This is a genomic window from Nocardia ignorata NBRC 108230, from assembly GCF_001612905.1.
Classification (GTDB): domain Bacteria; phylum Actinomycetota; class Actinomycetes; order Mycobacteriales; family Mycobacteriaceae; genus Nocardia; species Nocardia ignorata.
The window spans coordinates 112012-137278 of sequence record NZ_BDBI01000031.1 but is presented as its reverse complement, the minus strand read 5'-3'; the positions used below and the strand labels follow the sequence as shown (position 1 = coordinate 137278).

Here is a 25267-nt window from a genome sequence, read left to right as displayed (position 1 = left end):
AGGCACGCTTGCGGCGTGTCGGCGGCGGACCTCTTGCGCGAACCCGCCGCGTAACTTAGCTTAGGGTTACCTTATTCACCGTCGCGGAGGTTGACATGTCGAGCCCCACCACGATTCTCGCGCCCACCACTGCCGAGCGCGTTCGCAGTGCGTGTCTGCGCGCGGAGACCGCGGTGCTCGCACTGCCCGGCATCGACCCCGTGCCGACCACCCTGCATCACCTGCGCCGCTGCGGTGACGCGGTGATCGCCGTACCCGCCGACTCGCTCGCCGCCGCCCTCGCCGCCACCGCCAACGAGACCTCCGCGGTGCTCGAACTCACCGACCACGCACCCCTGCCGCTGCGCGAACCCGTGCGCGCACTGGTGTGGTTGCGCGGCTGGGTGCGTCAGGTGCCGCCACACGCCCAGCGCGCGCTCGCTGTCGAAATCGCCAAGGACTTCCCGCATCCCGGCCTGCTCGACGTGGGCCACGGCGCGACCCTGCTTCGGGTGGTGGTGAATTCGGCGGTGCTCGCCGACACCTCCGGCGCCGAATCCGTCGACCACGCCGACCTGCGGGCGGCCACCGCCGACCCGTTCTGCGAGATGGAAGGCGCCTGGCTGGCCCACATGGCCGAGGACCACGCCGACCTCATCGCCCAACTCGCGCGCCACCTGCCCGCCCGCCTGCAGGGCGGCCGAGTCCACCCGCTGTCGATCGACCGCTACGGTATGACACTGCGCGTGGAGAGCATCGACGCCGATCACGATGTGCGCCTACCCTTCTCGGCCCCCGCCGACGACGTCGAATCGCTCAGCAAGGCCGTCCGCCTCCTCGCCGGCTGCCCCTTCCTGAACGGCCTGCGCCGCAGATAACCACCCAGACATCAAGGCTGAACGGCAGCAGGACGACATTCCCTGCCTACACTGCGCGGCATGCGCGTGGAACCTCCCGAGACCCAGCTGAGCGAACGCGAGCGGTTCGGGATCCGGGTCGAGATCGGCGTCGTACTGCTGGTGACATTCGGGCTCAGCGGGATCAGTGCGGGGCTTTCACTGCTCGATTCCGCGTTGTCACCGGGTGGGGTCGGCGGGCGGACGGTCGCGCTGAACGCGTCGCGCTCGAACAACTCGGTCATCGACCTGTTGTTCCAACTCGTCGGCATCACGCGGCTGTCGGCGTGGGCCGCGCTCGGCCTCTACCTGTTGTGGCGCAGCGGAATCGGGCCGCGCCTGGTCGGGTTGGCCCGGTTCGGCCGCACCGACGCGATCGCAGGCGTGGCGCTCGCGGCGGTGATCGGGATACCGGGGCTCGGCCTGTATCTGCTCGCCCACGCGCTCGGAGTGAGCGTGACCATCGTGCCGAACTCGATCGACGAACACTGGTGGCGGCTGCCGGTGCTCATCGCGTCGGCCTGTGCGAATTCGGTCGCCGAGGAGGTGATCGTTGTCGCCTACCTCATCAGCAGGCTGCGCAAACTCGGCTGGTCGGACAACAAATCGCTGCTGGCCTCGGCGCTGCTTCGTGGCAGTTACCACCTGTATCAGGGCCTCGGTGGTGGCCTGGGCAATATCGTGATGGGTCTCATCTTCGGCCGATACTGGCAGCGGACGAACCGGTTGTGGCCGCTGATCCTGGCGCACGCCCTCATCGATGCCGTCGCCTATCTCGGCTACAACGTGCTGCGCGGACGCGTCGGTTGGCTACCGTGACGGCGTGTCACCGCGCGGCGCGCTAACGGTCGGGTCGACCATGGGTATGCAGTAGTGACCGCGCACGCAAACCCACCCCGCGCACCCCACGATCAGTAGAGTTCGACAGTGATGAACGGCGACAACCCACGCGATGATCCACGCAGGCGCCGGGTGCCGCCGCCGACCGGCCGCCCCGGCCCGCCGCCCGATGCCCGGCGACCTCCGCCTGTCCCGGGCCGACCCGCGCCCGACGCCCGGCGACCCCCGCCCGTTCCCGGCCGCCCCGGCCCCGCACCCGACGCGCGGCGTCCCGTGCCGCCCCCGCCCGGCGCTGGTCGACCCGGCTACCCGGCGCCCGACGGCCCGACCGTTCGCCACACCCCGCACGACCGCCGCCCCGCCTCGCACATCGAACCCACCCAGGTCCTGCACCGCGACGGCCGCGACAACCAACCGCTCGCCTACTCACAGGCGTCTCAGCCCCCACAGGCGCCCCCGGCTCCACGCGAGCCGAAGCCGCGCAGACGCGAACCGGTGCAGCACGCCCCGACACAGCGACCGGTACCCCATCACGACGCGGTGCCGCCACGCAGACGCACCCCACCGCCGGTGGCCGGAGGCCGCGCACCACGTCCACCGCGTCCCCGTCGTAGGCGCCACCCGTTCCGCTGGTTCACGGTGGTGGTCGTCGCGCTGATCGCGGGCATGATCGCCGGTGTCATCTACCTGGACAACTCGCTGACCCGCATCCCCGCCCTCGCCTCCTACAGCGACCGGGTGGGCGACACCCCCGGCACGAACTGGCTGCTCGTCGGTTCCGACGGGCGCGGTGACCTGTCCGAGGACCAGGAAGCCGAACTGGCCACCGGCGGTGACACCGGGCCCGAACGCACCGACACGATCATGCTGGTGCACATCCCGTCGTCCGGCCCGACGACCATGGTCAGCCTGCCGCGCGACTCGTATGTGAGCATCCCCGGCCACGGCAAGGACAAGCTCAACGCCTCCTTCGCGCTCGGTGGCGCACCGCTGCTCGTACAGACCGTCGAGGTGGCCACCGGCGTGCGCATCGACCATTACGCCCAGATCGGTTTCGGTGGTTTCGCCAGTGTCGTCGACGCGCTGGGCGGTATCGAAATGTGTTTGGACCAGCCGATCGTCGACCCGCTGGCCGGTCTGGACCTGCCCGCGGGCTGTCAGGAACTCAGCGGCCCGCAGGCACTGGGTTTCGTGCGCACCCGCGCGACCCCGAACGCCGATGTGGACCGGATGAATCATCAGCGCATGTTCATGTCGGCGTTGCTGAAGAAGGCGACGAGCATGGGCACGCTCGCCAATCCGTTCGCGCTGTGGCCGATGGCGACGGGCGTGGCAGGCTCGCTGAAGGTCGACGACGGCGACCACATCTGGAACCTCGGCGCGCTCGGCTGGGCGATGCGCGGTGACACGGTGACGACCAGCGTGCCGATCGGCGGCTTCACCGATACCGATGTGGGCAATGTGCTGCTCTGGGACAAGGCCAAGGCGCCCGGCTTCTTCGACGCGCTCGCCAAGGATCAACAGATTCCGGAGGATCTGCTCACCCGGTAACGTCGACGCATGGCCGACTTCACCGAACTCCTGCGTGACCAGATCCGCCACGGACTCACCGCGGCCCAGCAGTACCTGGCCGCGGCCGTCTACTTCGACGCGCAGCGATTGCCGCAGCTCGCCGACCAGACCTATGCCCATGCGGCGCGACATCGCGGGCACGCGCTGCGGATGGTGCAGTACCTGCTGGACCGGGACGTGGCGGTGCGGGTCGGCGGGCTCGACGAGGTTCGTCCCGATTTCGATGCCCCGCGCGAGGCGATCGCGTTCCTGCTCGCACGCGAGGAGACGATCACCACCCAGATCAGCGCGCTCGCGGCGACTGCTCGCGCGGCCGGTGACTATCTCGGCGAGCAGTTCACGCAATGGTTCCTGCGGGAGCAGGTCGACGAGGTCGCCGCGCTCACCACCTTGCTCGCGGTGCTCGATCGCGACGGCAATTTGTTCGATGTGGAAGAATTTGTTCGGCGCGAACTGCCGGGAACTGCGAAAACGTATGCGACGGCTCCGAAAATGGCGGGTGAAGGCCGGGCTTAGTTAGGAAATACTTGCTTAGGAAATACTGTCCTCAATAAGGCTGCACTTGGATGACAAGCCTTCTGACCAGCGCTAATGTGGCCGACATGTCGATTCATCCGGAACCCCCCCGCAGCAAATTCCACAGCCTGCTCCAAGACCAGATCCGGCATGAGTTCAACGCCGAACATCAGTACATCGCCATTGCGGTGTGGTTCGACAACAACGACTTGCCGCAGCTGGCCAAGCGGTTCTACGCGCAGTCGGTCGAAGAACGCAATCACGCGATGATGATCGTGCAGTATTTCCTCGATCGCGATATCAGCGTCGAGATCGCGGGCATCGACGCGGCGAAGTCGAGCTTCGAGAACGCCCGCGAGCCGATCGAGCTGGCGCTGGCCCAGGAGAAGACGGTCACCGATCAGATCGTGCGGCTGGCGAGTACCGCCCGCGAAGAGGGCGATTACCTCGGCGAGCAGTTCATGCAGTGGTTCCTGAAGGAACAGGTCGAAGAGGTCGCCGCCATGACGACGCTGCTCAATATCGCCGAGCGCGCCGGGTCGAACCTGTTCGATCTGGAGGCCTTCATGTGGCGTGAGCTGAGTACCCCGAAGGACGCCTCGGGCGCGCCGTCGGTCGCCGGCGGCAGCGTCTGACCCGCAAGTGGTGAAGGGATCGACCCGGGCGTACCGGGCCGATCCCTTCGTCGTCTCACCAGCCGGAGCCGGAACCGCCCGAGCCGGTGTTGGCGAGGATGGTGCCGATCACCATCTGTGCGAGACCGGCAACAGAGCCGAGAAATTCCATGATGTCCTCCGACTTTCACTGACGCCGAGCGTCGGCGTTGGGGTCAACCTAACCGACCGAACAGTGTGAAAGTGGAATGTTTCATTAATTTCATCCGCACGGAAATGTTCAGCGCAGGGTGACCTGACGCGAACGCAGACCATCGCGCGAACGCCGCTCCTCGCTCGTCATCGGGACGTCCGAGGCCAGCGCCTCGGCCAGGCGCGCGCCGAATTCGCGTGCGGGCGCCTCCCATTCGGTGGGGTGACGCTCCGGATCGAGATCGAAAACCGGAACGAGCACACCGTGGGTGCGGAAGGAACCGGCGAACCGCGAGCCCTCGCCCATGTGCAGGCCGCCGGCCGCGTGCACCCGCGCCAGCGCGAGCATCAGGGCGTCCTCGTCCTCCGGACGCACCCAGCGCACGTGCGCCTTCTCGCCCGCGTCGACCCACCACGCCGCGCCGACACCGTCGGCACCGAGATCCAGGCGGGCCGAGGGCATGATCGCCTGCTTGGCCTGCTCGATGGTCGCCGCCACCTGCGGGTCGGGGGTCACGCCCTCGGGCACCCACCAGTCGAAGTCCTGGTGCACGGTGAGCTCCAGGTCGGCACCGGGATCGATGACGTCCGCCAAGCGCGGCCCGCCCTCGACGGTCTCCGGGGCCGTGAGCGACTCGCCAGGTTCGGCCGACTGCGTCCACAGGATCGCGGCGGCGATATCGGCCGACGGATCGGCGCCACGGAACTGCATCTGCGTGCCGACGAAGCCGACCGGCTCGTCACCGGCGCGCACCAGGGCGGCGACCGCGCCGGGCAGCACCGTCGCCAGGGTGACCTCGCGCTGCGCGGCCACGCCGGGCGCCAGCTTCAAGGTCGCGGTCGCCGACGGCACGAACTCCCGCAGCGCCACCAGATCACATTCGGCAGCAAGACCTTCGAACGGTCGCGTCACGACCGCCGATGCCTGCTCCTGCGCCGCACGCCGCTCGGCGAGACGCTGAGCCCGATTACTGTCGGGCTTAGGACTGTTCCGCTTGCTTTTACCCACGGCACGGAGTTTATGGCCGCCGATCACGTCGCGGCCCCGCGCCCCCGTTCTCGGCGCGCCTCCGACTCTGGACTGACCGGAGGGTGCGACGAAGGAGTGCCCGGAGGGAGGGAAGAGGCGGAGTCGAGCGCCGAGAACCGCGGCCCCGGCCGCTGATGTCACAGCGTGGCGAGCAGCGCTTTGGTGCGGCCCGGGTGGTTGGTCGCCACCCAGCTGACGCCGAGGTCGGCGCACAGCTGCACATCCTCGGGATCGTCGACGGTCCAGCAGTAGGTGGCCCGGCCCGCCGCGGCGGCCTTGTCGACGAGTTCCGGGTGCTCACGAAGGGTTTTCACCGACGGACCGACCGCCGTTGCGCCGACCGTCGTCGCCGCGCCGCCGCCGAGGAAGCGCGAGGATTCGCCGAGCAGCACCGTCGGCAGCAGCGGCGCCGCGCGACGGATGCGCCACACCGCGGTGGCGGCGAACGACATCACCACCGCGCGCGAATGATCCGCCGAGGCGGGGGTGGCGATGCCGAAGCGCTGGAGTTCGGCGAGCACCTTGTTCTCCACCAGAGCGCCGTAGCGCACGGGGTGTTTGGTCTCGATGAAGAGTTTGGTCGGGCGGCTGCGCCAGTCGAGGACGAGGCCGATGAGGTCGCTCAGGGCGAGCACGCCCGCCGGTGCGTCCTCGGTGCCGAAGTTCATGTCGCGCAACTCGTCCAGGGTCAGCTCGCTGACCAGGCCCGTCGCGTCGGCGGTGCGATCGACGGTGCGGTCGTGCACGCACACGAGGTGGCCGTCGCGGGTGAGCCGGACATCGCATTCCACCCCGTCGGCGCCCTCGGTCAGGGCGAGTTCGTAGGCGGCGAGAGTGTGCTCGGGAAGCTCCCCCGACGCACCACGGTGCGCGACGACGAACGGCGCGCGATTGCCCTGACTCACTTGGCCACAACCTCCTTGTGCGGATTCTCGCCCGGCTCGGCGGATTCCGAACTTTCTGTCTCCTCGGCCGTACTCGCACCGCCCGGTTCCACCGGGGCGATGACCTCCTGCGCCGGGTCGGCGGCGATCAGCAGACGGTGCGCCGAACGGGGATTCCCGCGCAGGTCACGTCCCTCGAGCAGGCGAACCGTCCACAGCGTGAGCACCGCGAAGCCGGCCGCGCACAGGTCGGTGAACCCGGTGAACGAGACGCCGTCGGCCTCGGCTTGCAGGGTAGAGGCATTGCGCCACAGCGTCGCGGCGAGGAACAGCACCCCGCTCGTCGCCCAGGCGGCCCACCAGATCCGCACCGCGCGCAGTGCGCGTGGATCGGGATGTGCCGCGGCGAGTTCGGTGAGGAAGACACCGGGCCAGACGAGGTTCACACCCGGGATCACGCAACCGGCGATCAGTGTCCACGATCGGCGCGGGTCGCGACTGCCGTGCGCCGCGAAGGCGGCCCGGCGGGCCTCGATCAGCCACGCGACCAGCGACAGCGCCGTCAGCAGCGCGAGGATCGGCGCGAGCGTCCCGAACAGCCACACGGTGGCGTCGGAGATCCAGAGCAGCCAGCTCGGGATCAGGCGGGTGCGGTTCTGCAGCAGGATCAGGTAGCGGCCGTATTCGGCGATACCGGCGAGCACGAACGCCGCCGCGATCATGACGAGCAGCCGGTCACGCCGGTCGGCGATGCCGCGCAACGGCCTGCGCGGTGCGCGCGGCTGGGCGGGCGGCGGATCGAGCAGACCCCAGCGCGGCACCTCGGTGTAGCGGGGAGTCGGGCCGGGGTCGGCGCGCACGGTGCGTGCGCTGACGCGGCGGTCGCGATGATCGGGCCTGCGGGCGACCCAGCGGTAGTTGCGTTTCTCCGGCGGCGCGTCGACCTTGCCCGGGGACAGCAGCACGCCACGACAGCGCGGGCACCAGTGCATCGGCGCGCCCTGCACGGCCCACCGCGCGCCACAGCGTGCACATGGTTGCACCACCGAACTCACCCGCGCACCCCGTTCCGGACTAGTAGATCTTGGCTTCGTGGTCGCCGTCGGCGACCACCGGACGGCCGGTCCGCTGCCAGGCGACCATGCCCCCGGCCACATGACATGCCTCGTACCCGATGTGGGTCAGGTACTCGACCACCTCGATCGAGCGCCCGCCCTGCCTGCACACCACGTAGACCTCGGCGTCGATGTCGATGTCGTCGAGGCGGGCGGGGACGTCGACCATCGGGATATGGACGGCGCCCGGTGCGTGCCCGAGTTCCCATTCGTCGGGTTCGCGCACGTCGAGCAGCTGGGCGCCGGGGACCGGTTCCGCGCGGTCGAACCCGGCCGGTACCTCGCCCACCGGCACCGTGGGGACATCGGAGCTCGTCACGCCTCGATCCTGCCATGCCCGAAGCGGTGCCGGGCGCCGTGTGCGTGGTCTGTGGACCGATCTCGGCTATCCACAGAATCCACAGCCCGATCCACAGGTCTCAGCAATCGATCAGCACATAATCCGGGCGAGTCGCCCGTCGAGGGGGATTCGCGCTGGTTCGCGCGGCATGGGAACGACCGATCCGGGACTCCCCTCCTGACATCCCGGAGCGGTCGTTCGCCGCTGACGTCGGGATTTCGCGTCCGCAATGATCCCGACATCTACTTGGACGCACGCCGGACCGTTTCGGTTCCATAAAAACGACATCACTAGTGAAAATCCCATTTCGTGGGATCTGGGCGGGCGGATCGGTAGCCTGAGCGCATGAACCAGAGCAGGGGGCTACTCGACAGTTTCGACCGCAACGGCCTGAATACCGCTTTGTCCGAATCGACCTGTCTCGGTGTGGAGGTGGACGCCGACGCGGGCAAGCTGCAGCTGTGCCTGGCGGTGCTCACCCAGCCCGCCGACGGCGCCGAACCCGGTGAGCGCAAAGTGCTGCTCACCTTCACCGGTGTCACCCGCGTCGCCGCGTCACTGCGCATCCAGCGCTGGGACGATATCGACGCCCGCATCCTTCCCCTCACCATCGACCAGCTCGACGAGGCCATCGAGAGCTTCGGCGGCGGCGGCCTGCACGGCTGGGAGTTCATCGACGTCGACGACAGCGGCTGGACGCTGTGGAGCGAGCTGCTCAGCTTCGACACGGTGCTCGACCAGCGCATCGCCGCGCATGTCATCGAGTTCTCGCAGGAGGAGGGCATCGATCCGCGCGAACTCGACGTCCGGGTATGGTTCGACAAGATCACAATTACCGACCTGGACGGCCGCGAGATCCCGATGGCCGAGTTCGTCGAGGGAGGTCGCCGCTGGTGGGCCGCCCACGACTCGGGCGACGCCCGCGCATCGAAGGCAGACGTCGCGCCCCCGCTGTGACATTGCGGCTGGCGTCGCGGTTCTCGGCCCTGTTCCCCGCCTCTTCCCTCCCTCCGGGCACTCCTTCGTCGCACCCTCCGGTCAGTCCAGAGGCGGGCGGGCCGAGAACTAGGGGGAATGCAGAGCCGAGTGTGTGCAGTTGCACCGATCGGGTGTACGAATGATGGTTGGTGTGCTCGATCGGATGGGCGCACACAGCCCGACACAGGAAAGGGACAACGTGGCCGAGTACACGCTGCCGGATCTGGATTACGACTACAGCGCACTGGAGCCCCACATCTCGGGGCAGATCAACGAGATTCACCACTCCAAGCACCATGCCGCCTACGTCGCCGGCGCGAACACCGCGCTGGAGAAGCTGGAAGCCGCGCGCGAAGCGGGCGATCACAGCGCCATCTTCCTGCACGAGAAGAACCTGGCCTTCCACCTGGGTGGTCACGCCAACCACTCGATCTGGTGGAAGAACCTCTCCCCCAACGGTGGTGACAAGCCCGAGGGCGACCTGGCCGCCGCCATCGACGACCAGTTCGGTTCGTTCGACAAGTTCCGCGCGCAGTTCACCGCGGCCGCCAACGGCCTGCAGGGTTCGGGCTGGGCCGTCCTGGGTTACGACACCCTCGGCCAGAAGCTGCTGACCTTCCAGCTGTACGACCAGCAGGCGAACGTGCCGCTCGGCATCATCCCGCTGCTGCAGGTCGACATGTGGGAGCACGCCTTCTACCTGCAGTACAAGAACGTCAAGGCCGACTACGTGACCGCGTTCTGGAACGTCGTCAACTGGGCCGACGTGCAGGACCGCTTCGCCCGCGCCGTCAACCAGGGCAAGGGCCTCATCTTTGGGTGAGTAGTACTTCCGTGAAGGGCCTCCCGGCGTTCGTCCGGGGGGCCTTTTGCGTGGAATGACCAGTTCCTGGCACTCAGTGGTACTTGTGTGCCAATAGGGTTGCGGGCTATTCCTGACTTATCCGTAAGTCGGGAGGTCGTCATGACTGTTCAGGGGCCGATCGGGTTCACGCCGTTTCAGGCGGATGGTCGTTTGCGGGGATTCGTGGTGTCGGGGCGGTGGCCGGATACCACCAAGGAGTGGGCGCAGGTGCTCGTGCTCGCCGTGCGGGTGGCGTCACTTCCCGGTCTGCTGCTCACCAGCACCGTGTTCGGGGTCCGTGAGGAGTTGCCCGACGATCCGGAACCCGACACCGTCGGTCTCGTCCTCGCCGAGGGCCCGGTGGTCGGTGACCAGGCGATCGAGCCGGGCCGTTTCGCCGAGCACGTGCCGCCCGCCCTGCTGATGCTGCATCCGCCGTCGCAGACCCGGCCGTCGCTGCCCGAGTGCGTGGGCGCCGCGTCCGGGTGCGTGCTGCTGCCCGGCGTGCCGCATCTGGGTCTGGAGCATCGGGCCGCCTGGGCCGAGGCCGAACTCGACGGCACCGTCACCTCCCTGGTGAGCCGGGTCGGCATGGACCTCATCAGCGACCCGGATACCGCCGTGCTGGCAATGCTGTTGGCTGCCTGAGCCTTTCGTGGTACCGGTCTGGCGAACCACTGGCAACAGGGTTTCCCGATCCGGAATTCAGGGGAACCGAACTATCGGGGCCGCTCAGCCAAACTTATTGTGTCCGTTGACCTTTCGGTGACGCGATATTGGCATTCCGGGAGCAACCGCGCTAAGGTGGACGACAGCGAAGGGGAGTAGCCCGCAATCGCCCAGTCGACATACTGATCGCCGCCACCACCGGCGCGGTCCGGCTGCGCGAACCGGTAGTCACCGGTGGGCGAGACCTTCGGCCACGAAACCGATCATTCGACCGGTGTGGCTGAAGGCATCCCCGTCTCAGCCGCAGGCCGGAAGTTGTTACCTGGGAGCTGAATTCATTGATCGCCACGATCCTGCTGAGCTTCGGCGTGATCTTCCTAGCCGAGCTGGGCGACAAATCGCAGCTGATGGCGCTGACGTTCTCGCTGCGCTACCGCTGGTGGGTCGTCCTGGCCGGAATCAGCGTCGCCAGTGTGGCCGTGAACCTCATCGCCGCGGGTGTCGGCCACTTTCTCGGCACGGCGTTGCCCGCCGGCGCCATCGCGGTGGTGACCGCGCTCACCCTGCTGGCCGTCGGCGTGTGGACCCTGCGCGATGCGCTCACCTCAGCCGACGACACCGAGACCGCCCCCGAACCACCCAGCACCCGCAATGCGTTCCTCGTGGTGATCTCCGCCTTCATGCTCGCCGAACTCGGCGACCGGACCATGTTCGCCGCGGCCGCGCTCGCCTCGAACAACAGCTGGCTCGCGGTGTGGATCGGCTCGGTGGCGGGCATGGTCGCCGCGGGTGGGCTGGCGATTCTGGTCGGCAAGTTCGCGGGTAAGCACCTGCCCGAGCGCGGGATCGCCATCGCCTCGGGTCTGCTGTTCCTGTTCTTCGCCGGGAAAACCCTGCTCGACGCCTTCGTCCCCGGCGTCGACGGCGTCGCCGCCCTCGCGCTCGCCCTGCTCGCCCCCGCATTCACCGGCGCCGGGGTGCTGGCCTGGCGGTTCTCCCGGCGTGAGCGCGAGCCGGTGGATCAGCCGGCGAAGGCGTTGCCGTAAACCGTGCCCGAGCGCTGCGCCAACGCGATGAGCTGATCCTTCAGCTCCCACAGGCTGTCGAGGTCGCCCCCGGCGATCTTGCCGGTGACCATCGCGCCGATCGCCGCCGCCAAGGTGGCGCAGGCGAAGCGCTGCTCGTCGGTTTCGGCGCCGAGCATCGCCGCGACCACCGTGACGAACCGGTGCTGTAGGTCCATCCGGGCCGCGATCGCTGCCGGTCCCGCCGCGTACACCTCGACGAGGAACAGCCGCGCGGAGGCGGGATCGTCGATCAGGTGCTGGAAGTAGGCGGTGAGGATGCGGTCCATCCGGGTCGGCGCGTCGGCGTCGGCGAGTTCGGCGATGGTGTCCTGCAACCGGTCCGAGAGCAGCTTGGAGGCGCGGTCGAAGGCGGCGCGGAAGCAGTCCTCCTTGGAGCGGAACTGCTCGTAGAACGTCTCGCGTGACACCCCGGCGCGTTTGAGCACCGCCGCGACCGGCGTGCCGACATAGCCGCTCTCGCACATCGCCTCCCCCATCGCGACGAGGATGCGTTCGCGCTGGGACGCGACCACTTCCTCGCGCGAGAGGCGGTGGCGCCCGCGCGGCAGCTGACGCAGGGTCGATCCGGGTTCCTCACTCATTGCCGTTCCATTCTGCGCGGCCGGGCCGGTTGGTCGGTGGTGAACGGTGCGTCCTCGTTGCGGGCGATCTCGACGGCGCGCGCCACCCTGTTGCCGTGTAGTCGTTGCACGACCAGCTGGGCGAAGGGGCGTAGCGGCCGGGCCATCGCCACCCACCACGGCGCGTACACCGTGGCCTTGCGGCGGGCCACAGCCCGTTCCATCGCGTCGACCGCCGGGCCGATCGGCGAGATCCCCGCCAGGCTCGTGCCGCCGAGGATGGTGTGCGCGGCGGCGGTGTCGAAGCCGCGCACGGTCATGTCGGTGTCGATCCCCGCGAAGTAGGTGACGCCCACTTTGGCGCCCGTGGAGGACAATTCGAAGCGCAGCGTTTCCGCGAGCGCGGCCACCGCGGCCGCCGACGCACTGTAGGCGCCGCCGAGCGGCAGCTGCACGGCACTCGAGATGGACGACATCATCAGGACGTACCCATCCGCGTGCGCGATATACGGACCCGCCGCCTGCACCGCGTACGCCACACCGAGCACGTTCACCGCCAACGTCTCCTCGAGCACCGAGGCGTCGCCACCGACCATCGCCATCTGCTTGGCGACCCCCGCGTTGGCCACCAGCACATCCAGCCCGCCGAGTTCGGCGACCAGCACCGGAATCACCCGCCCCACCTGGGCCGGGTCGGCCACATCGCAGTAGCGCCACGGCACATCGCCGCATTCCGCGGCCACCTCGGCGAGCAGTTCCGGCTCGATCCCGAGCAGCGCGACCCGCGCCCCCTTCGCCGCCAGCCGCCGCGCCAGCGCAGCACCGATCCCGCGCGCGGCACCCGTGATCAGGACCCTGCGCCCGGCCACGCTCGGACCGGCGAACGATCTCATGACGGCACGCTACCACCGGCAAACACCGCTGTTCGCGACGATTTCGGCTACACCGAAGTAGGGGTGCGCCACACCACACCCCGGAGCGTTATGGTGCATTATTGGCAGAAGGCCGATAAGGCCGCAAAACCACCAAGTTCGCGGCGCGTCCCCGCCTCTGGACTGACCGAAGGGTGCGACGAAGGAGTGCCCGTAGGGAGGGAAGAGGCGGGGTTCAGCGCCGCGAACCGCGGCGCCAGCCGCCGATAACACAGGAGATTTTGTGGAGATTTCTGGTTCCGCCGCAATCGTCACCGGAGGCGCGTCCGGTCTCGGTGCCGCTACCGCCAAGCGCCTGGCCGAGGCGGGTGCCACCGTGTTCGGTCTCGACATCCCGCAGTCCATCGAGCGCGCGGGCGACAGCGTGCCCGACGGTGTCACCCTGATCGCCGCCGACGTGACGAGCAACGACGAGGTCGCCGCTGCCGTCGCCCAGGTGACCGAGGGCCCGGCGCCGCTGCGCATCGTGGTGAACTGTGCCGGTGTCGGCTGGGCGGGTCGCATCCTGTCGAAGAACGGCCCGCACGATCTCGAGCTGTTCCGCACCGTCATCACCGTGAACCTGCTCGGCACCTTCAATGTGATGCGGCTGGCGGCCGACGCCATCGCCAAGACCGAGCCGGTGGACGAGTACGGTCAGCGCGGCGTGGTCGTGAACACCGCGTCGGTGGCGGCGTTCGAGGGCCAGATCGGTCAGATCGCGTACTCGGCGTCCAAGGGTGGCGTGCACGGCATGACCGTTCCCGCCGCGCGTGACCTGGCCCAGTTCGGTATCCGCGTGAACACCATCGCCCCCGGCATCATCGATACTCCGATGCTCGCCGGCGTCACCGAGGACTACCGCAAGAACCTCGAGGCGGGCGTCCCGTTCCCGTCGCGGCTGGGTCGCCCCGACGAGTATGCCCAGCTGGTGGAGTACATCGCCCGCCACGACTACCTCAACGGCGAGACCATCCGCATGGACGGCGCCCTGCGCATGGCGCCCAGGTAAGCAGCTCGAATACCGAACGGCGCCTTCCTTTTCGGGAGGCGCCGTTCGGCGTTTCTACAGGACGCGCTCGAACGTGATGAGGGCTCGGCCCGGGCCGTTGTAGTTCGCGACCGGTCCGGTGACCCTGAAGCCGAGGCTGCGGTGGAAGTCGATCGAGGTGTAGTTCGACGGTGAGGTGATGGCCGACACCAGTTTTCGGCCGTCGGCGCGCACGATCGTGAAGAACTCGTCGTAGAGGGTGCGGCCGAGGCCCGATTTGCGGGCGTCGGGACGCACGGCGACGAAGTGGATGTAGGCGGCGTCGGCGTGTGCGGGCGAGCCGAAACCGATGAGGAATCCGGAGATTCCGGCGTCGTCGGTGGCGATAAGGCTGGTGCGATGGAAGTGGTCGAGGAACATGCGCGGCAGGTTGTGCGTCACGGCCCGCCCCCACCAGTCGTCGACCACCCCGATCAGTTCGTCGTAGTCCTCGGGACGTGCTCGCCGGATCTCGTGCCCACCCATATGTCCATGGTGGACCGAAATCGCTTATTCGGCACGGTGTTCGATCCGGATCACGCGCCGAGCGCCGACCGGTCCACCGGTTCGATGGGCAGCCGCAGGGCCGCGGGGGCACCGGCGGGCACAACGGGAGCACGCGGAGGGACCGGCGCGATCCGGCGGTACGGCTCCCCCATCGGCGGCCGCGGATCGGCCTCGCCCCGGTTCGGCCACAGCGCGGCCGCGCGTTCGGCCTGCGCGGCGATGGTGAGTGACGGGTTGACCCCCAGGTTCGCCGAAATGGCCGAGCCGTCCACGATGCTCAGTCCCGGATAGCCGTGCACCCGGTGGTAGGGGTCGATCACGCCGGTGGCCGGATCGGCGCCGATGGCGCAGCCGCCGATGAAGTGCGCGGTCATCGGAACACCGAAGACATCGGGCCAGGTGGTGCCCGCGGTGGCGCCGAATTTCTCGGCGACCCTTCGGGTCACCTCGTGCCCGGCCGGAATCCAGGACGGATTGGGGTGGCCGTACCCCTGCTTGCTGGTGTAGCGGCGGCCGAACAGCCCACGCTTGGTGTAGGTGGTGATGGAGTTGTCCAGGCTCTGCATCACCAGCAGGATCAGGGTCCGCTCGCTCCAGCGTGTGGTGCGCAGCAGGCGAACGGTGCGGATCGGGTGACGGCCCGCGATGCCGAGCACCCGCAGCCAGCGCGGTATGCGCTGGTCGCCGTCGACGAGGTAGGTGTTCAGCAGGCCCATCGCGTTGGAACCCCGGCCGTAGCGCACCGGTTCCACGTGGGTGTCGGGCGTCGGGTGGAACGACGAGGTGATCGCCACCCCGGTGGTGACCTCGATGTCGGGATTCACCGTGGTGCGGCCCGCACCGAGGATGGCCTCGGAGTTGGTGCGGGTGAGCACACCGAGGCGCGGCGACAGCGCGGGCAGGACGGCGCGGTCGCGCATGCGGAACAGCAGTCGCTGGGTGCCCCAGGTGCCCGCGGCGAGCACCACGCGGTCGGCGGACAACGTGGTGCGCTGCTTGCGGACCCAGCTGCCGGTGCGCTCGGTGTCGACGAGCCAGGTGCCGTCGGTTTGCGGACGCAGGGCCGTCACGGTGGTCATCGGCAGCACGCTCGCCCCGGCCTGCTCGGCCAGCCCGAGATAGTTCTTGACCAGTGTGTTCTTGGCGCCGTGCCGGCAACCGGTCATGCATTCACCGCACTTCACGCAGCCGGTGCGGGCGGGGCCGACACCGCCGAAGTACGGGTCGGCGTCGGTGCGGCCCGGCTCGCCGAAGTACACCGCGACGGGAGTCGGCACGAAGGTGTGCCCGACGCCCATCTCCTCGGCCACCGCCTTGATGACCGTGTCGGCCGGGGTGTGCAATGGGTTTCGGACCACCCCGAGCATGCGGGTGGCCTGCTCGTAGTGCGGGGACAGTTCGGCTTCCCAGTCGGTGATGCCCGCCCACTGCTTGTCACCGAAGAACGCCTCCCCCGGCTTGTACAGCGTGTTGGCGTAGTTGAGCGACCCGCCGCCGACACCGGCTCCGGCCAGGATGAAACAGTCGCGCAGGCGATGCACGCGCTGAATGCCGTAGCACCCGAGTCGCGGCGCCCACAGGTAGCGGCGCAGGTCCCAGTTGGTCGCGGCGAAATCGACGTCGGCGAACCGGCGGCCCGCCTCGAGCACGCCGACTCGGTATCCCTTCTCCACCAGCCGCAGCGCCGTGACGCTGCCGCCGAAACCCGATCCGACGATCAGCACGTCGTAATGGGTGTTCACGTCCACCATTGTCGCGAGCCTACGAGCCGGGCGCCGAACCGTAATCCGGCTCGACTGTCCTTGCCCGAGGCCATATATCGGCGCACGCACGACTGGGAACTGTCACAACACCGCCCAAGCACGGGGCCGTCTGCCGCAGGCGACCATCCAGCCGTGAGACCATCCAGCCGCCGGCGGGAGCTGCCGCCGCACCCCAGGCGAGGAGCCGCCCCCGACAAGAGCTGCTGTGCCGCAGCACAAGCAGTCACGCCGAGGGCGGCATCGTGTCACACGGTGCGGGTGAGACGCTCGGTGAGCAGGTGGGCGAAGCGGGCGGGGTCCTTGAGTTCGCCGCCCTCGGCGAGAACGGCCGTGCCGTACAGCAATTCGGCCGTCTCGGTGAGCTCGGGGACCTTGCCCTCGTCGGCGTCGGACTTGCGCGCGTCGTAGGCGTCGCGCAGACCGGTGACCAGCGGGTGGGTGGGGTTGAGCTCGAGGATGCGCTTGGACTCCGGCAGCGCCTGGCCCGAGGCGCGGTACATGCGCTCGAGCATCGGGGTGAAGTCGAAGACGTCGCCGACCAGGCAGGCCGGTGAGGTGGTGAGCCGGTTGGTCAGGCGCACCTCCTTGGCGACCTCGGACAGGGTCTTGCCGAGCCAGGTGAGCAGGTCGGCGAAGTCCTTGTCCTGCTGTTCGCGCAGGGCCTCGGTCTCCTTCTTCTCCTCCTCGGTCTCCAGGTCGACCTCGCCCTTGGCGATGGACTGGAACTTCTTGCCGTCGAACTCCGGCACCGAGCCGACCCACATCTCGTCGACCGGGTCGGTGAGCACCAGCACCTCGAGCCCCTTGGCCTTGAAGGCCTCCAGGTGCGGCGAATTCTCCACCTGCGCGCGGCTTTCGCCGGTCATGTAGTAGATCGCGTCCTGGCCGTCCTTCATCCGCTCCACATACTGCGCGAGCGTGGTGAGCTCGGTCTCGGAGGCGGTGGAGGCGAAAGACGAGACGGTGAGCAGGGTTTCGCGGTTGTCGGTGTCGGACAGCAAGCCCTCCTTGAGAACCCGGCCGAACTGGGTCCAGAAGGTCTGGTACTTGGTCTGATCCTCGGCCGACTGCAGATCCTTGACCGTCGAGAGCACCTTCTTCACCAGGCGCTTGCGGATCATCTGGATCTGGCGATCCTGCTGCAGGATCTCACGCGACACGTTCAGCGAGAGATCCTGCGCGTCGACCACACCCTTGACGAAGCGCAGGTACTCCGGCATCAGCTCTTCGCAGTTGTCCATGATGAACACCCGGCGCACGTAGAGCTGCACGCCGCGCTTGTGCTCACGGGTGAACAGGTCGAACGGCGCGGTCGAGGGAAGGAACAGCAGCGCCTGGTACTCGAAGGTGCCCTCCGCCTTCATCGGGATGATCTCGAGCGGATCGTCCCAGGCGTGGCTGACGTGGTGGTAGAACTCCTTGTACTCCTCGTCGGTGACCTCGCTGCGCGGGCGCGTCCACAGCGCCTTCTGCGAGTTCAGCGTCTGGTCCTCGACGACGGTCTTGGAGACCTTGTCCTCGCCCTCGCCCTCCATCACGGTCCGCTCGACCTGCATGCGGATCGGCCAGGCGATGAAGTCGGAGTACTTGCGGACGATCTCGCGCAGCTTCCATTCCTGCGTGTAATCGAAGAGGTGATCGTCCTCGTCGGGCTTCTTCAGCGCCAGCGTCACCGAGGTGCCCTGCGGTGCGTCGGTGACGGTGTCGATCGTGTAGGTGGAGCTGCCCGCGGCGGCTTCCCAGCGGGTGCCCTCGGTCTCGCCCGCCTTGCGGGTGGTGAGGGTGACCTTGTCGGCGACCATGAAGGTCGAGTAGAAGCCGATACCGAACTGGCCGATCAGCTCCTCGGCCGCGGCGTCGGACTTGGCTTCGGTGAGTTTGCGGCGCAGCTCGGCGGTGCCGGACTTGGCCAGGGTGCCGATCAGATCGATCACCTCGGCACGGGACATGCCGATGCCGTTGTCGCGCACGGTCAGGACGCGCTCGTCGCCGTCGACCTCCAGCTCGATGTGCAGATCGGCGGTGTCGGCGACGAGGTCCTTGTCCTGGAACGTGGCCAGCTTGAGCTTGTCCAGTGCGTCGGAAGCGTTCGAGATCAGCTCCCGCAGGAACGTGTCTTTGTTGGAGTACACCGAGTGGATCATCAGCTCGAGGAGCTGGTGGGTCTCGGCCTGGAACTCGAGTGTTTCGACTGCTTCTGTCACGCCGACAATGTTATTACTGTGCATATTGCGGCGCGCCCGAAGACCCTGCGTGGTTACGCTCCGCTACCGCCTCCGGGTCCACCGGGCGCGCCGCGCGCGAAGTCCTCGAGCGAGGGAACCTCAACTACAGCTCTAGTGGTCATCCATTCGCGCAGCACCTGGGTGGCGCGCACGTCGTCTTCGTTGTACTCGAGCAGCCGGGTGCGCTGGGACAGGTCGCTGTCGGCGTCGTAACCGACGGCACGGCGGTACCAGCCCATCGACGCCTCACCACCGGCTTCGGGATCGCGCCAGCCGAATCCGGCCACCGGGGCGATCTTCTTGAGTCCCTTGCCGTTCGGGCAGATGAACTGGTCGGTGACGGCCTGGAACATGTCGACCCACTCGGGTGAGTCGACGAAGGCGCGCACCTCCTCGTGGGTGGGGATACCGGGCCTGCCCGCGAAGCGCCGGGCCGACTCGTAGAGCCACTTGTCCTCGGCGGTGCGCGAATAGCAGTAGGCGGCAAAGGTCTTGCCCGCCGCGTGGGCTTGCGCGCGTTGCGCCATCAACCAGGTCCAGAACTCGCCGAAGGAGCGGCCCTCGTCGTCGGTGGGCAGCGGGTCCCAGGTGACGAAGGGGCGGTACACGTCGTCGAGCAGGGTGCCCCAGAGGTAGGCGCCGTCTTCCTGGTAGCTCTCCAGGTCGACGTCGATCTCCACGTCGGCCCGGCGCACACTGACGGTGTCGAAGCGCCGGACCAGCGGCGCGCCGGCGATCCAGGCCCGCGCGGTGACGACGGTCTCGGTGAACGGGCCGTGCTGCCAGTCGTCGGGTTCCTCGCCGACCCAGGCGGCCAGTTCGTCGATGGTCTGCACGCCGTGCACGCGCAGCACCTCGGCCCGCGAACCGGGCGCGACCAGGCTCACGTCCCGCATCGCCGCCAACGCGCCCTCACACCCGGGCTCGTCCGAATCGGGGCCACGCACCCACCAGGGGCACTGCCGGCACTCGGGCACCTTCGACGGCTGGGTGGGTAGTTCGCCGCGCACCACCGCGATGCGGTCGGCGTAGCGCAGGTCGTAGTCGGCGAGCACACCGGTGAGGTCGTGCACGAGGATGCGGTCGAACGCGAGACCGATGGCGCCCCCGACCAGCGCGGGACTGGCCAGCCCGTGGCGCTGCAACATCCGGTAGAGGTGGGCGAGGCGCTGCTGGTCGCGCGGCTGGGGACGCAGCTTCACGTGCTTGTCGCGGCGCGGCTCCCAGCGGAACAGGTCCGAGGTGAGCGGGTGGAAATCGGCCGGGTCGGGGCGGCGCGGGTCGGTGACCTTGTGGTTGACGACGATGATCGGGATATATCCGCCGCGATCGGCGTCGCGCAGCAGGAACTCGGCGCCACCACGGCGGCCGGTGTCGGGTTCCTGGGGCAGCAGGCCACCCCAGATACGCGACGCGCCCGCCCGCATCGCGGCCATGGTCGCGTCGGCGCGCGCACCGGCACGCAGCGCCGGATCGATCACGACCCAGTCGTCCGGGGCAGCGCCGACCAGTTCGTCGCGGACCTTGGTGCGATACGCGGTGGCCGCCTCGCGCCGCTGCTGCACGCCCGGGTCTTCCCTGACCTCGGCGAGCATGCCGGGGTTGGCGGCGTCCAGGCGCAGCCGGTGGCGGCAGCCGATGAGCGAGCGCGCGTCGAGGAAGGCCGCCGGGGAGCCGCCGCGAGCGGCCGAAGTGGCCGTTGTGGGCTCGGTTTCGAGCGCAGCGGAAGCCGGGGCCGGGATCGTCACCGGCCCGCTGTCGAAGTTCTCCTCGGCTGCACGCACACCAGCAGTATGGTCCTTACCCCCGACACATTGCCCAATCGCTACCCTGATCCCACTACGCTACGAAGTACGGCAGGCCGGTCCGGACGGCGCTGCCTCGTGACTTGGCGAGCATGACGGAGGGCCTGATCTCATGGGGTTGTTCAGCAAGCGTAAGCGGCGGCCAAGTCGTCGCGCGGAGGCGAAGGCGCTCAAGCACAAAGCCGCCGTCGAGGCGAAACTCAGCGCCAAGAACGAGCGCAAGGCGGCCAAGGCGGGCGAGCGGACCACCCGCCGCGCGCTGAAGGCGCAGGCCCGCACCGAGGCCAAGGTGGCCAAGGCGCAGATCGCCGCGCTGCAGGCCGAGGAGAAGGCGGCACAGAAGCTGGCCGCCAAGGCTGACCGCGAACTGTTCAGCGCGGCCCAGATCCGCAAGTACATCGGGGTGGCGCGGGTGCTGATCCCGGTGCTCGCGCCGCTGGCCTACCGTGGCGCCACCCTGGTGCGCGGGCAGCTCGACGCGCGCAAGGCACAGCAGCTCGGCATCGGTCTGGACCAGCTCGGCGAGTTCAGCGGCCACGGCGCCCGCCTGCAGGCCCGCATCACCAACACCGAGAACGCGCTGGACAAGATCGCGGCCGACTCCCCCGACGGCGAGACCAAGAAGTTCGTCGAGGCGGCCCGTTCGCGGCTGACCGACCTCACCGTCGCCGTGCGCACCGCCGAGCAGATGCCCGCGGCGCGCCGCAAGGCCGTGCACACCTCCATCTCCACCGAACTGTCGGTCCTGGAGAACGACGCGCTGGCCCGCCTCGGCGTGCGCTGAACCTGTGACGACGCCGCAGCTCACCTCCCGCCTGCGCGGTGGTGGCTGCGGCGTACTCGTCGGCGCGCTCGCCGTCGCCGCGCACGGTATGGCCGGTGGTGGGGTGCCGCGCTCGGCGGAAGTAGCGCTGTTGCTGTTGGTTTCGCTCGCGACGGGCGCGTTCGCCGGGCGCCGGGCTCTTCCCAACTTCGCGCGTCGTGCCGATGCCGGGTGGGTGCGGGCAGCGGGGGCACTCCTCGGGGGTCAATGGGCCGGGCACTACGCGCTGACCGGGACGCTCGATCATCACGGCGGCGTTCTCGACGTGCTGCACCTGCCGAGTGCGCCGATGGTCGTGGCGCATCTGCTGGCCGCATTCGTCTGTGCCGCACTGATTCTCGTTGCCGAGCGGTTGTATCTCGTTGCGTCGGGCGTGATCCGGGCGGTAGTCACCGTTCCGCGACTCGCCGTCCTTCATCGTGCCGCGCGCTGGACGGAAACCGTCGACATCGCCCTCGGCGCCCGCCTGGAAGGTGTGCGTTGTCCGCGCGCGCCGCCGCTGTCCGCCTGATCTCACTCGACATCAGAACTCTTCGGACAGAAGGCATTCCATGCACAACTTCATCACCCGTGGGACGGCGACGGCCGGTCTCGCGGCCGCTCTCGTGCTAGCCGCCTGCGGTTCGGCGGCGGCGCACGTCACCGTCGACGCGCCCGGCGCCGCCAAGGGCAAGTACACCGTTGCCACCTTCAAGGTGCCCAACGAATCCGACACCGCCTCCACCACCTCGGTGAGCGTCACCGTGCCGAACCTGAAAAGCGTTCGCACCGAGCCGATGCCGGGCTGGTCCTCGCGCATCGAACGCAACGACAAGGGCGAGGCGGTGGCCGTCGCCTGGACCGCCGAGCCGGGCAACCCCGGTGTCGGACCGGGTCAGTTCCAGCGTTTCGTGCTCTCGCTCGGACCGCTGCCCACCCAGGACGAGGTGACCTTCCCCGCGCGGCAGACCTACAGCGACGGCAAGGTCGTCGCCTGGGACCAGCCGAGCACGAACGGCGCGGAGCCCGAATACCCGGCGCCCACACTGGCACTCAGCGAATCGGGTGGTTCCGACGGCGGTGACCACCACGTCGCCACCGACGAGCCCGCCGAAGCGGAGTCCGACTCGGTGGCTCGCTGGACCGGCGGTATCGGCCTGGCACTCGGCCTGTTCGCCGCCGCGCTCGGTCTCGGACTCGTCGCGCGGTCGAGGAAGTCGTGATGGAACGCTGTCAGACTCCTGCGGTGTCCGGGCGCTCGCGACAGACCCCGCCCCAGACCGTCGTGCCGAACGAGGTTGTGGCCGAGATCAATCGCTCGGCGCGGCGGCGCCTGGCGCGGCGGTTCGCCGTCACCCTGGTCGCCGGCCTGTTCGCCCTGATCTTCGGCGCGACCGGCATCGCGAACGCGCACTCCGGTGCCGTGAGCAGCGTTCCCGAGGACGGTTCGTCGATCGAGGCAGGCCCGGCACGCGCGAGCATCACCTTCAACGAGGAACTGCAGCAGACGTTTCCGTCGCTGACGGTGGTCGGTCCGGACGGTCGGCTGTGGTCCAAGGGCAAGCCGGTGGTCGAAGGTCGCACGGTGAGCGTGGAAGTGGGTGAACTCGGGCCGGTCGGCGAATACACCATGGCGTTCCGGGTGACCTCCGCCGACGGTCATCCCGTCAGCGGGACGCGGACCTTCACCCTGACCGAGGAAGGCACCGGGACACCGGGCGCCAAGCCGGGCGAGGACGAGGGCTCCGACGGCGAGGAGTCCGGTGGCGTGCCCGTGTGGGTGTTCGTCGCCGGTGGTGTCGTGCTGTTCGGCGTCGGTCTCGCGGTGGCGCTGCTCGGTACCGGCCGCAAGAAGTAGCCGCCGATGACGACCGGACGCCGGTGGCGAGTGCTTGGTCCGGTCGTCGTCGCCGCGCTCGCCGGGGTGATGCTCGCCTGGATACTGCGCCGGACCGGCGGTTTCCCGGCGGCGGCGGGTGCGCGGGTGATCGCCGACGGCGCGGGCGCGACGGTGCTCGGGCTGGCCGCGCTGCCCCGCCTCGACCACCGGCTCGCGGTGGCGTGGCGGTCGGTCGCGGTGCTGGCCACGATCTGGCTGGGCGCCGAGTTCACCGTGCTGGTGTGCGAGGCGGCGGGCATCGTCGGCGTGCCGGTGCACGAACTCGCCGCGGGCGAATTCGGCACGTTCCTCGGCAGGCTCAGCGGCGGGCAGATCGGGATCGCCATCCTGTTCTGCACCGCCGCCGTCGCCTGCTACGCCGCGTGGGCGTTCCGCAGGCCCGACGACGCCTCGGCCGACCTGGTCTTGGTGTTCGCGGCGGTCGCGCTCGCCCTGCGACCCATCACCGGGCACATGTCGCAGCAGGTGCTCGGATCGGTGCTCGTCGCGGTGCACGCCCTCGCCGCGGCGGCGTGGTTCGGGCTGCTGCTCGCGCTGGCACTCGTGGTGCGCACGCGCGGCGGCTGGGCGAACGCGCTGCCCCGTTACTCGACCGCCGCCGCGCCGCTGGTCGCGGTGATCGCGGTGACCGGGCTCATCGACGGCCTCGTCCGCCTCGGCTCGGTCCCTGCTTTGGTGACCACCGGCTACGGACGGATCATGCTGGCCAAGGTGGTCGTGCTCGCGATGCTCGCCGGGCTCGGCTGGTGGTGGCGGCGCACCTGGGTGGGCCGGGCCGCCGAGCACCGCGTCACCGCCGACGTGTCGGTCCGCAACGCGGCGATCGAGGTGACGCTCATGGCGGTGGCGCTCGGCTTGGCCGCCACACTGGCCGTGACCGCTTAGACGCCATACAAACGCATTACAGTTGCCGGTATGAGCGACGTGAGGATTGTCGAAGACTGCGCAGCGCCCGCCGAGACGGCATTCGCCTTTGTCAACGACTATCGCAACCTGCCGAAATTCTGGTACGGCATCGAGTCCTTCACCCCGGTCACCGAACAGACCGAAGGTGTGGGCGCGAAGTTCGACGGGAAGATGAAACTCGGCCCCGCCTCGCTCACCTCCCGCATCGAAGTGGTGCGCTGGGAGGAGGGCTCGGTGATCGGCACCAAGTCGATCAAGGGATTCGAGATCCTCTCGACGTTCGTCTTCACGCCCAAGGGCACCGACACCAGCACCATCGACGCGCACATCCAGTACTTCGTGCCCGGCGGTATCGCGGGCAAGATGCTCGGCCGGACCATCGAACCGTTCATCAAGATCGCCGTGAAACACACCACCGAGGCCCTCATCAGCGAGATCGAGAAGGCCCACCGTCCGACCACCTGACACAATCGGCGTCATGACCGAATCAGCGAATGTAGTGGCAACCGCCGATCTGGCCGATGAGATCGGCCCCGAGATCCGCAGCTGCGATACCCAGTTCATCCAGTTCGGTGGCCGTCAAGCGTTCGCCGGGCGGATCACCACGATCCGTTGCTTCCAGGACAATCTGCTGGTGAAGCAGACCCTCGGCGAGCCGGGCGAGGGCAAGGTGCTGGTCGTCGACGGCGGGGCGAGCGTGCACACCGCGCTGGTCGGCGACATCATCGCGGGCCGCGGCGTGGACAACGGCTGGGCGGGCGTCGTCGTCAACGGCGCCGTGCGCGACTCGGCCATCCTGCGCACCCTCGACATCGGGGTGAAGGCGCTGGGCACCAACCCGCGCAAGAGCACCCAGACCGGCAGCGGCGAACGCGACGTGCCGGTGGAGTTCGGCGGCATCACCTTCGTGCCGGGCGAGATGCTCTACAGCGACCACGACGGCGTCGTCGTCCGCGCGGAGGACTGAGAACTCGCAGAGGGTGCGGGTCAGCCCTCGCTGACCCGCACCTTGTGACCTGCTAGGACAACCACGTCGCCGACCTGCAGTTGCCTGCCGCGGCGCAGTTCCACCTCGTCGTTGACCCGGACCAGACCCTGGGCGATCACCGACTTGGCCTCCGAACCGGAATCGATCAGGTTGGCCAGTTTGAGGAATTGCCCGAGCCGGATGACCTCGTCATCGATCGGCACGTCCACTGGTTCCGACATGCGCTAATACTTACCCCGTCGGGAAATCCGGTCGTCCACCGGGCCCACGGTGACGAACACGCCGTCGGCGACCCCCTGCGGTTCACACCCGC

Annotated in this window: 28 protein-coding genes; 17 read left to right on the top strand and 11 right to left on the bottom strand. The window is 68.7% G+C overall.

All coding sequences use genetic code 11. The features are described 5' to 3' along the window. Positions 1–95 precede the first annotated feature (95 nt). The 5 genes from NI2_RS25290 to NI2_RS25270 all read left to right on the top strand — a co-directional run bounded on the left by NI2_RS25290 (position 96) and on the right by NI2_RS25270 (position 4438). Entirely contained in the window at positions 96–857 is a 762-nt protein-coding gene (locus NI2_RS25290; protein ID WP_067495289.1) for a DUF2470 domain-containing protein, read from the top strand. A gap of 60 nt (positions 858–917) precedes the next feature. Next, a complete protein-coding gene (locus NI2_RS25285) occupies positions 918–1694 on the top strand; it encodes a CPBP family intramembrane glutamic endopeptidase (RefSeq protein ID WP_067495286.1) in 777 nt (258 codons plus the stop codon). A gap of 111 nt (positions 1695–1805) precedes the next feature. Then, on the top strand, positions 1806–3266 hold the full coding sequence (locus tag NI2_RS25280; protein WP_243750034.1) for an LCP family protein: 1461 nt from the start codon (positions 1806–1808) through the stop codon (positions 3264–3266). Positions 3267–3275: 9 nt separating this feature from the next. Then, a complete protein-coding gene (locus NI2_RS25275; protein WP_067495283.1) occupies positions 3276–3803 on the top strand; it encodes a ferritin in 528 nt (175 codons plus the stop codon). A gap of 86 nt (positions 3804–3889) precedes the next feature. After that, on the top strand, positions 3890–4438 hold the full coding sequence (locus NI2_RS25270) for a ferritin (RefSeq protein WP_067495280.1): 549 nt from the start codon (positions 3890–3892) through the stop codon (positions 4436–4438). Between the two features lie 259 nt (positions 4439–4697). Here the strand turns inward: NI2_RS25270 and NI2_RS25265 are convergent, their stop codons facing one another. The 4 genes from NI2_RS25265 to NI2_RS25250 all read right to left on the bottom strand — a co-directional run bounded on the left by NI2_RS25265 (position 4698) and on the right by NI2_RS25250 (position 7957). After that, the gene (locus tag NI2_RS25265) at positions 4698–5618 is read right to left on the bottom strand and encodes a DUF5926 family protein (RefSeq protein ID WP_067495489.1); all 921 of its coding nucleotides are present in this window, start codon (positions 5616–5618) and stop codon (positions 4698–4700) included. Between the two features lie 158 nt (positions 5619–5776). Continuing rightward, positions 5777–6544, bottom strand: a complete 768-nt coding sequence (locus tag NI2_RS25260; RefSeq protein WP_067495278.1) for a glycerophosphodiester phosphodiesterase — start codon at positions 6542–6544, stop codon at positions 5777–5779. Further along, a complete protein-coding gene (locus NI2_RS25255; RefSeq protein WP_084476749.1) occupies positions 6541–7488 on the bottom strand; it encodes a DUF4328 domain-containing protein in 948 nt (315 codons plus the stop codon). The genes NI2_RS25260 and NI2_RS25255 overlap by 4 nt, the downstream gene beginning before the upstream one ends. Positions 7489–7597: 109 nt before the next feature. Then, positions 7598–7957, bottom strand: coding sequence for a rhodanese-like domain-containing protein (locus NI2_RS25250; protein ID WP_084476747.1), 360 nt, complete (start codon positions 7955–7957; stop codon positions 7598–7600). A 366-nt stretch (positions 7958–8323) separates the two neighbouring features. On the opposite strand from NI2_RS25250, the gene NI2_RS25245 reads away from it, so the two are divergent. From NI2_RS25245 to NI2_RS25230, 4 genes are all read left to right on the top strand, one after another. Next, positions 8324–8935, top strand: a complete 612-nt coding sequence (locus NI2_RS25245; protein ID WP_067495273.1) for a hypothetical protein — start codon at positions 8324–8326, stop codon at positions 8933–8935. A gap of 220 nt (positions 8936–9155) precedes the next feature. After that, entirely contained in the window at positions 9156–9779 is a 624-nt protein-coding gene (locus NI2_RS25240; protein ID WP_067495485.1) for a superoxide dismutase, read from the top strand. Between the two features lie 141 nt (positions 9780–9920). Beyond that, positions 9921–10448: a peptidase gene (locus tag NI2_RS25235; RefSeq protein WP_067495270.1), complete on the top strand. Its 528-nt coding sequence runs from the start codon at positions 9921–9923 to the stop codon at positions 10446–10448. A 359-nt stretch (positions 10449–10807) separates the two neighbouring features. Then, complete coding sequence (locus NI2_RS25230; RefSeq protein ID WP_067495268.1) at positions 10808–11515, top strand: TMEM165/GDT1 family protein; 708 nt, start codon at positions 10808–10810, stop codon at positions 11513–11515. Here the strand turns inward: NI2_RS25230 and NI2_RS25225 are convergent. Both NI2_RS25225 and NI2_RS25220 read right to left on the bottom strand, forming a co-directional pair. Then, positions 11491–12138, bottom strand: coding sequence for a TetR/AcrR family transcriptional regulator (locus tag NI2_RS25225; RefSeq protein ID WP_067495265.1), 648 nt, complete (start codon positions 12136–12138; stop codon positions 11491–11493). The genes NI2_RS25230 and NI2_RS25225 overlap by 25 nt on opposite strands. Further along, entirely contained in the window at positions 12135–13010 is an 876-nt protein-coding gene (locus NI2_RS25220) for an SDR family NAD(P)-dependent oxidoreductase (protein WP_067495262.1), read from the bottom strand. The genes NI2_RS25225 and NI2_RS25220 overlap by 4 nt, the downstream gene beginning before the upstream one ends. A 262-nt stretch (positions 13011–13272) precedes the next feature. On the opposite strand from NI2_RS25220, the gene NI2_RS25215 reads away from it, so the two are divergent. Further along, positions 13273–14040, top strand: a complete 768-nt coding sequence (locus NI2_RS25215) for an SDR family NAD(P)-dependent oxidoreductase (protein ID WP_067495259.1) — start codon at positions 13273–13275, stop codon at positions 14038–14040. 54 nt (positions 14041–14094) lie between these two features. Here the strand turns inward: NI2_RS25215 and NI2_RS25210 are convergent, their stop codons facing one another. From NI2_RS25210 to NI2_RS25195, 4 genes are all read right to left on the bottom strand, one after another. Then, on the bottom strand, positions 14095–14544 hold the full coding sequence (locus NI2_RS25210; protein WP_067495255.1) for a GNAT family N-acetyltransferase: 450 nt from the start codon (positions 14542–14544) through the stop codon (positions 14095–14097). Between the two features lie 50 nt (positions 14545–14594). Then, on the bottom strand, positions 14595–16316 hold the full coding sequence (locus NI2_RS25205) for a GMC oxidoreductase (RefSeq protein WP_067495252.1): 1722 nt from the start codon (positions 16314–16316) through the stop codon (positions 14595–14597). A 257-nt stretch (positions 16317–16573) separates the two neighbouring features. After that, the gene (htpG, locus tag NI2_RS25200) at positions 16574–18532 is read right to left on the bottom strand and encodes a molecular chaperone HtpG (RefSeq protein WP_067495249.1); all 1959 of its coding nucleotides are present in this window, start codon (positions 18530–18532) and stop codon (positions 16574–16576) included. Between the two features lie 53 nt (positions 18533–18585). After that, on the bottom strand, positions 18586–20301 hold the full coding sequence (locus NI2_RS25195; protein WP_371852009.1) for a TM0106 family RecB-like putative nuclease: 1716 nt from the start codon (positions 20299–20301) through the stop codon (positions 18586–18588). Positions 20302–20470: 169 nt separating this feature from the next. On the opposite strand from NI2_RS25195, the gene NI2_RS25190 reads away from it, so the two are divergent. Genes NI2_RS25190 through rraA form a run of 7 tightly spaced genes read left to right on the top strand, consistent with a single transcriptional unit; the run spans position 20471 to position 24933 of the window. After that, entirely contained in the window at positions 20471–21142 is a 672-nt protein-coding gene (locus NI2_RS25190; protein WP_067495246.1) for a DUF6474 family protein, read from the top strand. A gap of 4 nt (positions 21143–21146) precedes the next feature. After that, positions 21147–21692, top strand: a complete 546-nt coding sequence (locus NI2_RS25185; RefSeq protein ID WP_067495243.1) for a hypothetical protein — start codon at positions 21147–21149, stop codon at positions 21690–21692. 40 nt (positions 21693–21732) lie between these two features. Beyond that, a complete protein-coding gene (locus NI2_RS25180; RefSeq protein WP_067495239.1) occupies positions 21733–22383 on the top strand; it encodes a YcnI family copper-binding membrane protein in 651 nt (216 codons plus the stop codon). Then, positions 22383–23018, top strand: coding sequence for a copper resistance CopC family protein (locus tag NI2_RS25175; protein WP_084476743.1), 636 nt, complete (start codon positions 22383–22385; stop codon positions 23016–23018). The genes NI2_RS25180 and NI2_RS25175 overlap by 1 nt, the downstream gene beginning before the upstream one ends. Positions 23019–23024: 6 nt before the next feature. Then, positions 23025–23945, top strand: a complete 921-nt coding sequence (locus NI2_RS25170; RefSeq protein WP_067495236.1) for a CopD family protein — start codon at positions 23025–23027, stop codon at positions 23943–23945. A gap of 30 nt (positions 23946–23975) precedes the next feature. Beyond that, a complete protein-coding gene (locus tag NI2_RS25165) occupies positions 23976–24431 on the top strand; it encodes an SRPBCC family protein (protein WP_067495233.1) in 456 nt (151 codons plus the stop codon). A 13-nt stretch (positions 24432–24444) separates the two neighbouring features. Beyond that, positions 24445–24933 carry a ribonuclease E activity regulator RraA gene (gene rraA, locus NI2_RS25160; RefSeq protein WP_067495230.1) on the top strand — a complete coding sequence of 163 codons (489 nt, stop codon included), beginning with the start codon at positions 24445–24447 and terminating at the stop codon, positions 24931–24933. 20 nt (positions 24934–24953) lie between these two features. On the opposite strand, the gene NI2_RS25155 is transcribed toward rraA, so the two are convergent. Further along, positions 24954–25175, bottom strand: coding sequence for an RNA-binding S4 domain-containing protein (locus tag NI2_RS25155; RefSeq protein ID WP_067495227.1), 222 nt, complete (start codon positions 25173–25175; stop codon positions 24954–24956). Positions 25176–25267: the final 92 nt, after the last annotated feature.

Excerpts from the sequence above, each read along its gene's own strand:
- NI2_RS25210 (WP_067495255.1), bottom strand. The coding sequence starts at position 14,544 with ATGGGTGGGCACGAGATCCGGCGAGCACGTCCCGAGGACTACGACGAA.
- NI2_RS25205 (WP_067495252.1), bottom strand. The coding sequence starts at position 16,316 with ATGGTGGACGTGAACACCCATTACGACGTGCTGATCGTCGGATCGGGT.
- NI2_RS25175 (WP_084476743.1), top strand. The coding sequence starts at position 22,383 with ATGGAACGCTGTCAGACTCCTGCGGTGTCCGGGCGCTCGCGACAGACC.
- NI2_RS25225 (WP_067495265.1), bottom strand. The coding sequence starts at position 12,138 with ATGAGTGAGGAACCCGGATCGACCCTGCGTCAGCTGCCGCGCGGGCGC.
- NI2_RS25155 (WP_067495227.1), bottom strand. The coding sequence starts at position 25,175 with ATGTCGGAACCAGTGGACGTGCCGATCGATGACGAGGTCATCCGGCTC.
- NI2_RS25165 (WP_067495233.1), top strand. The coding sequence starts at position 23,976 with ATGAGCGACGTGAGGATTGTCGAAGACTGCGCAGCGCCCGCCGAGACG.
- NI2_RS25170 (WP_067495236.1), top strand. The coding sequence starts at position 23,025 with ATGACGACCGGACGCCGGTGGCGAGTGCTTGGTCCGGTCGTCGTCGCC.
- NI2_RS25270 (WP_067495280.1), top strand. The coding sequence starts at position 3,890 with ATGTCGATTCATCCGGAACCCCCCCGCAGCAAATTCCACAGCCTGCTC.
- NI2_RS25280 (WP_243750034.1), top strand. The coding sequence starts at position 1,806 with ATGAACGGCGACAACCCACGCGATGATCCACGCAGGCGCCGGGTGCCG.
- NI2_RS25275 (WP_067495283.1), top strand. The coding sequence starts at position 3,276 with ATGGCCGACTTCACCGAACTCCTGCGTGACCAGATCCGCCACGGACTC.
- NI2_RS25290 (WP_067495289.1), top strand. The coding sequence starts at position 96 with ATGTCGAGCCCCACCACGATTCTCGCGCCCACCACTGCCGAGCGCGTT.
- NI2_RS25245 (WP_067495273.1), top strand. The coding sequence starts at position 8,324 with ATGAACCAGAGCAGGGGGCTACTCGACAGTTTCGACCGCAACGGCCTG.
- NI2_RS25190 (WP_067495246.1), top strand. The coding sequence starts at position 20,471 with ATGGGGTTGTTCAGCAAGCGTAAGCGGCGGCCAAGTCGTCGCGCGGAG.
- NI2_RS25220 (WP_067495262.1), bottom strand. The coding sequence starts at position 13,010 with ATGAGATCGTTCGCCGGTCCGAGCGTGGCCGGGCGCAGGGTCCTGATC.
- rraA (WP_067495230.1), top strand. The coding sequence starts at position 24,445 with ATGACCGAATCAGCGAATGTAGTGGCAACCGCCGATCTGGCCGATGAG.
- NI2_RS25235 (WP_067495270.1), top strand. The coding sequence starts at position 9,921 with ATGACTGTTCAGGGGCCGATCGGGTTCACGCCGTTTCAGGCGGATGGT.
- NI2_RS25285 (WP_067495286.1), top strand. The coding sequence starts at position 918 with ATGCGCGTGGAACCTCCCGAGACCCAGCTGAGCGAACGCGAGCGGTTC.
- NI2_RS25180 (WP_067495239.1), top strand. The coding sequence starts at position 21,733 with ATGCACAACTTCATCACCCGTGGGACGGCGACGGCCGGTCTCGCGGCC.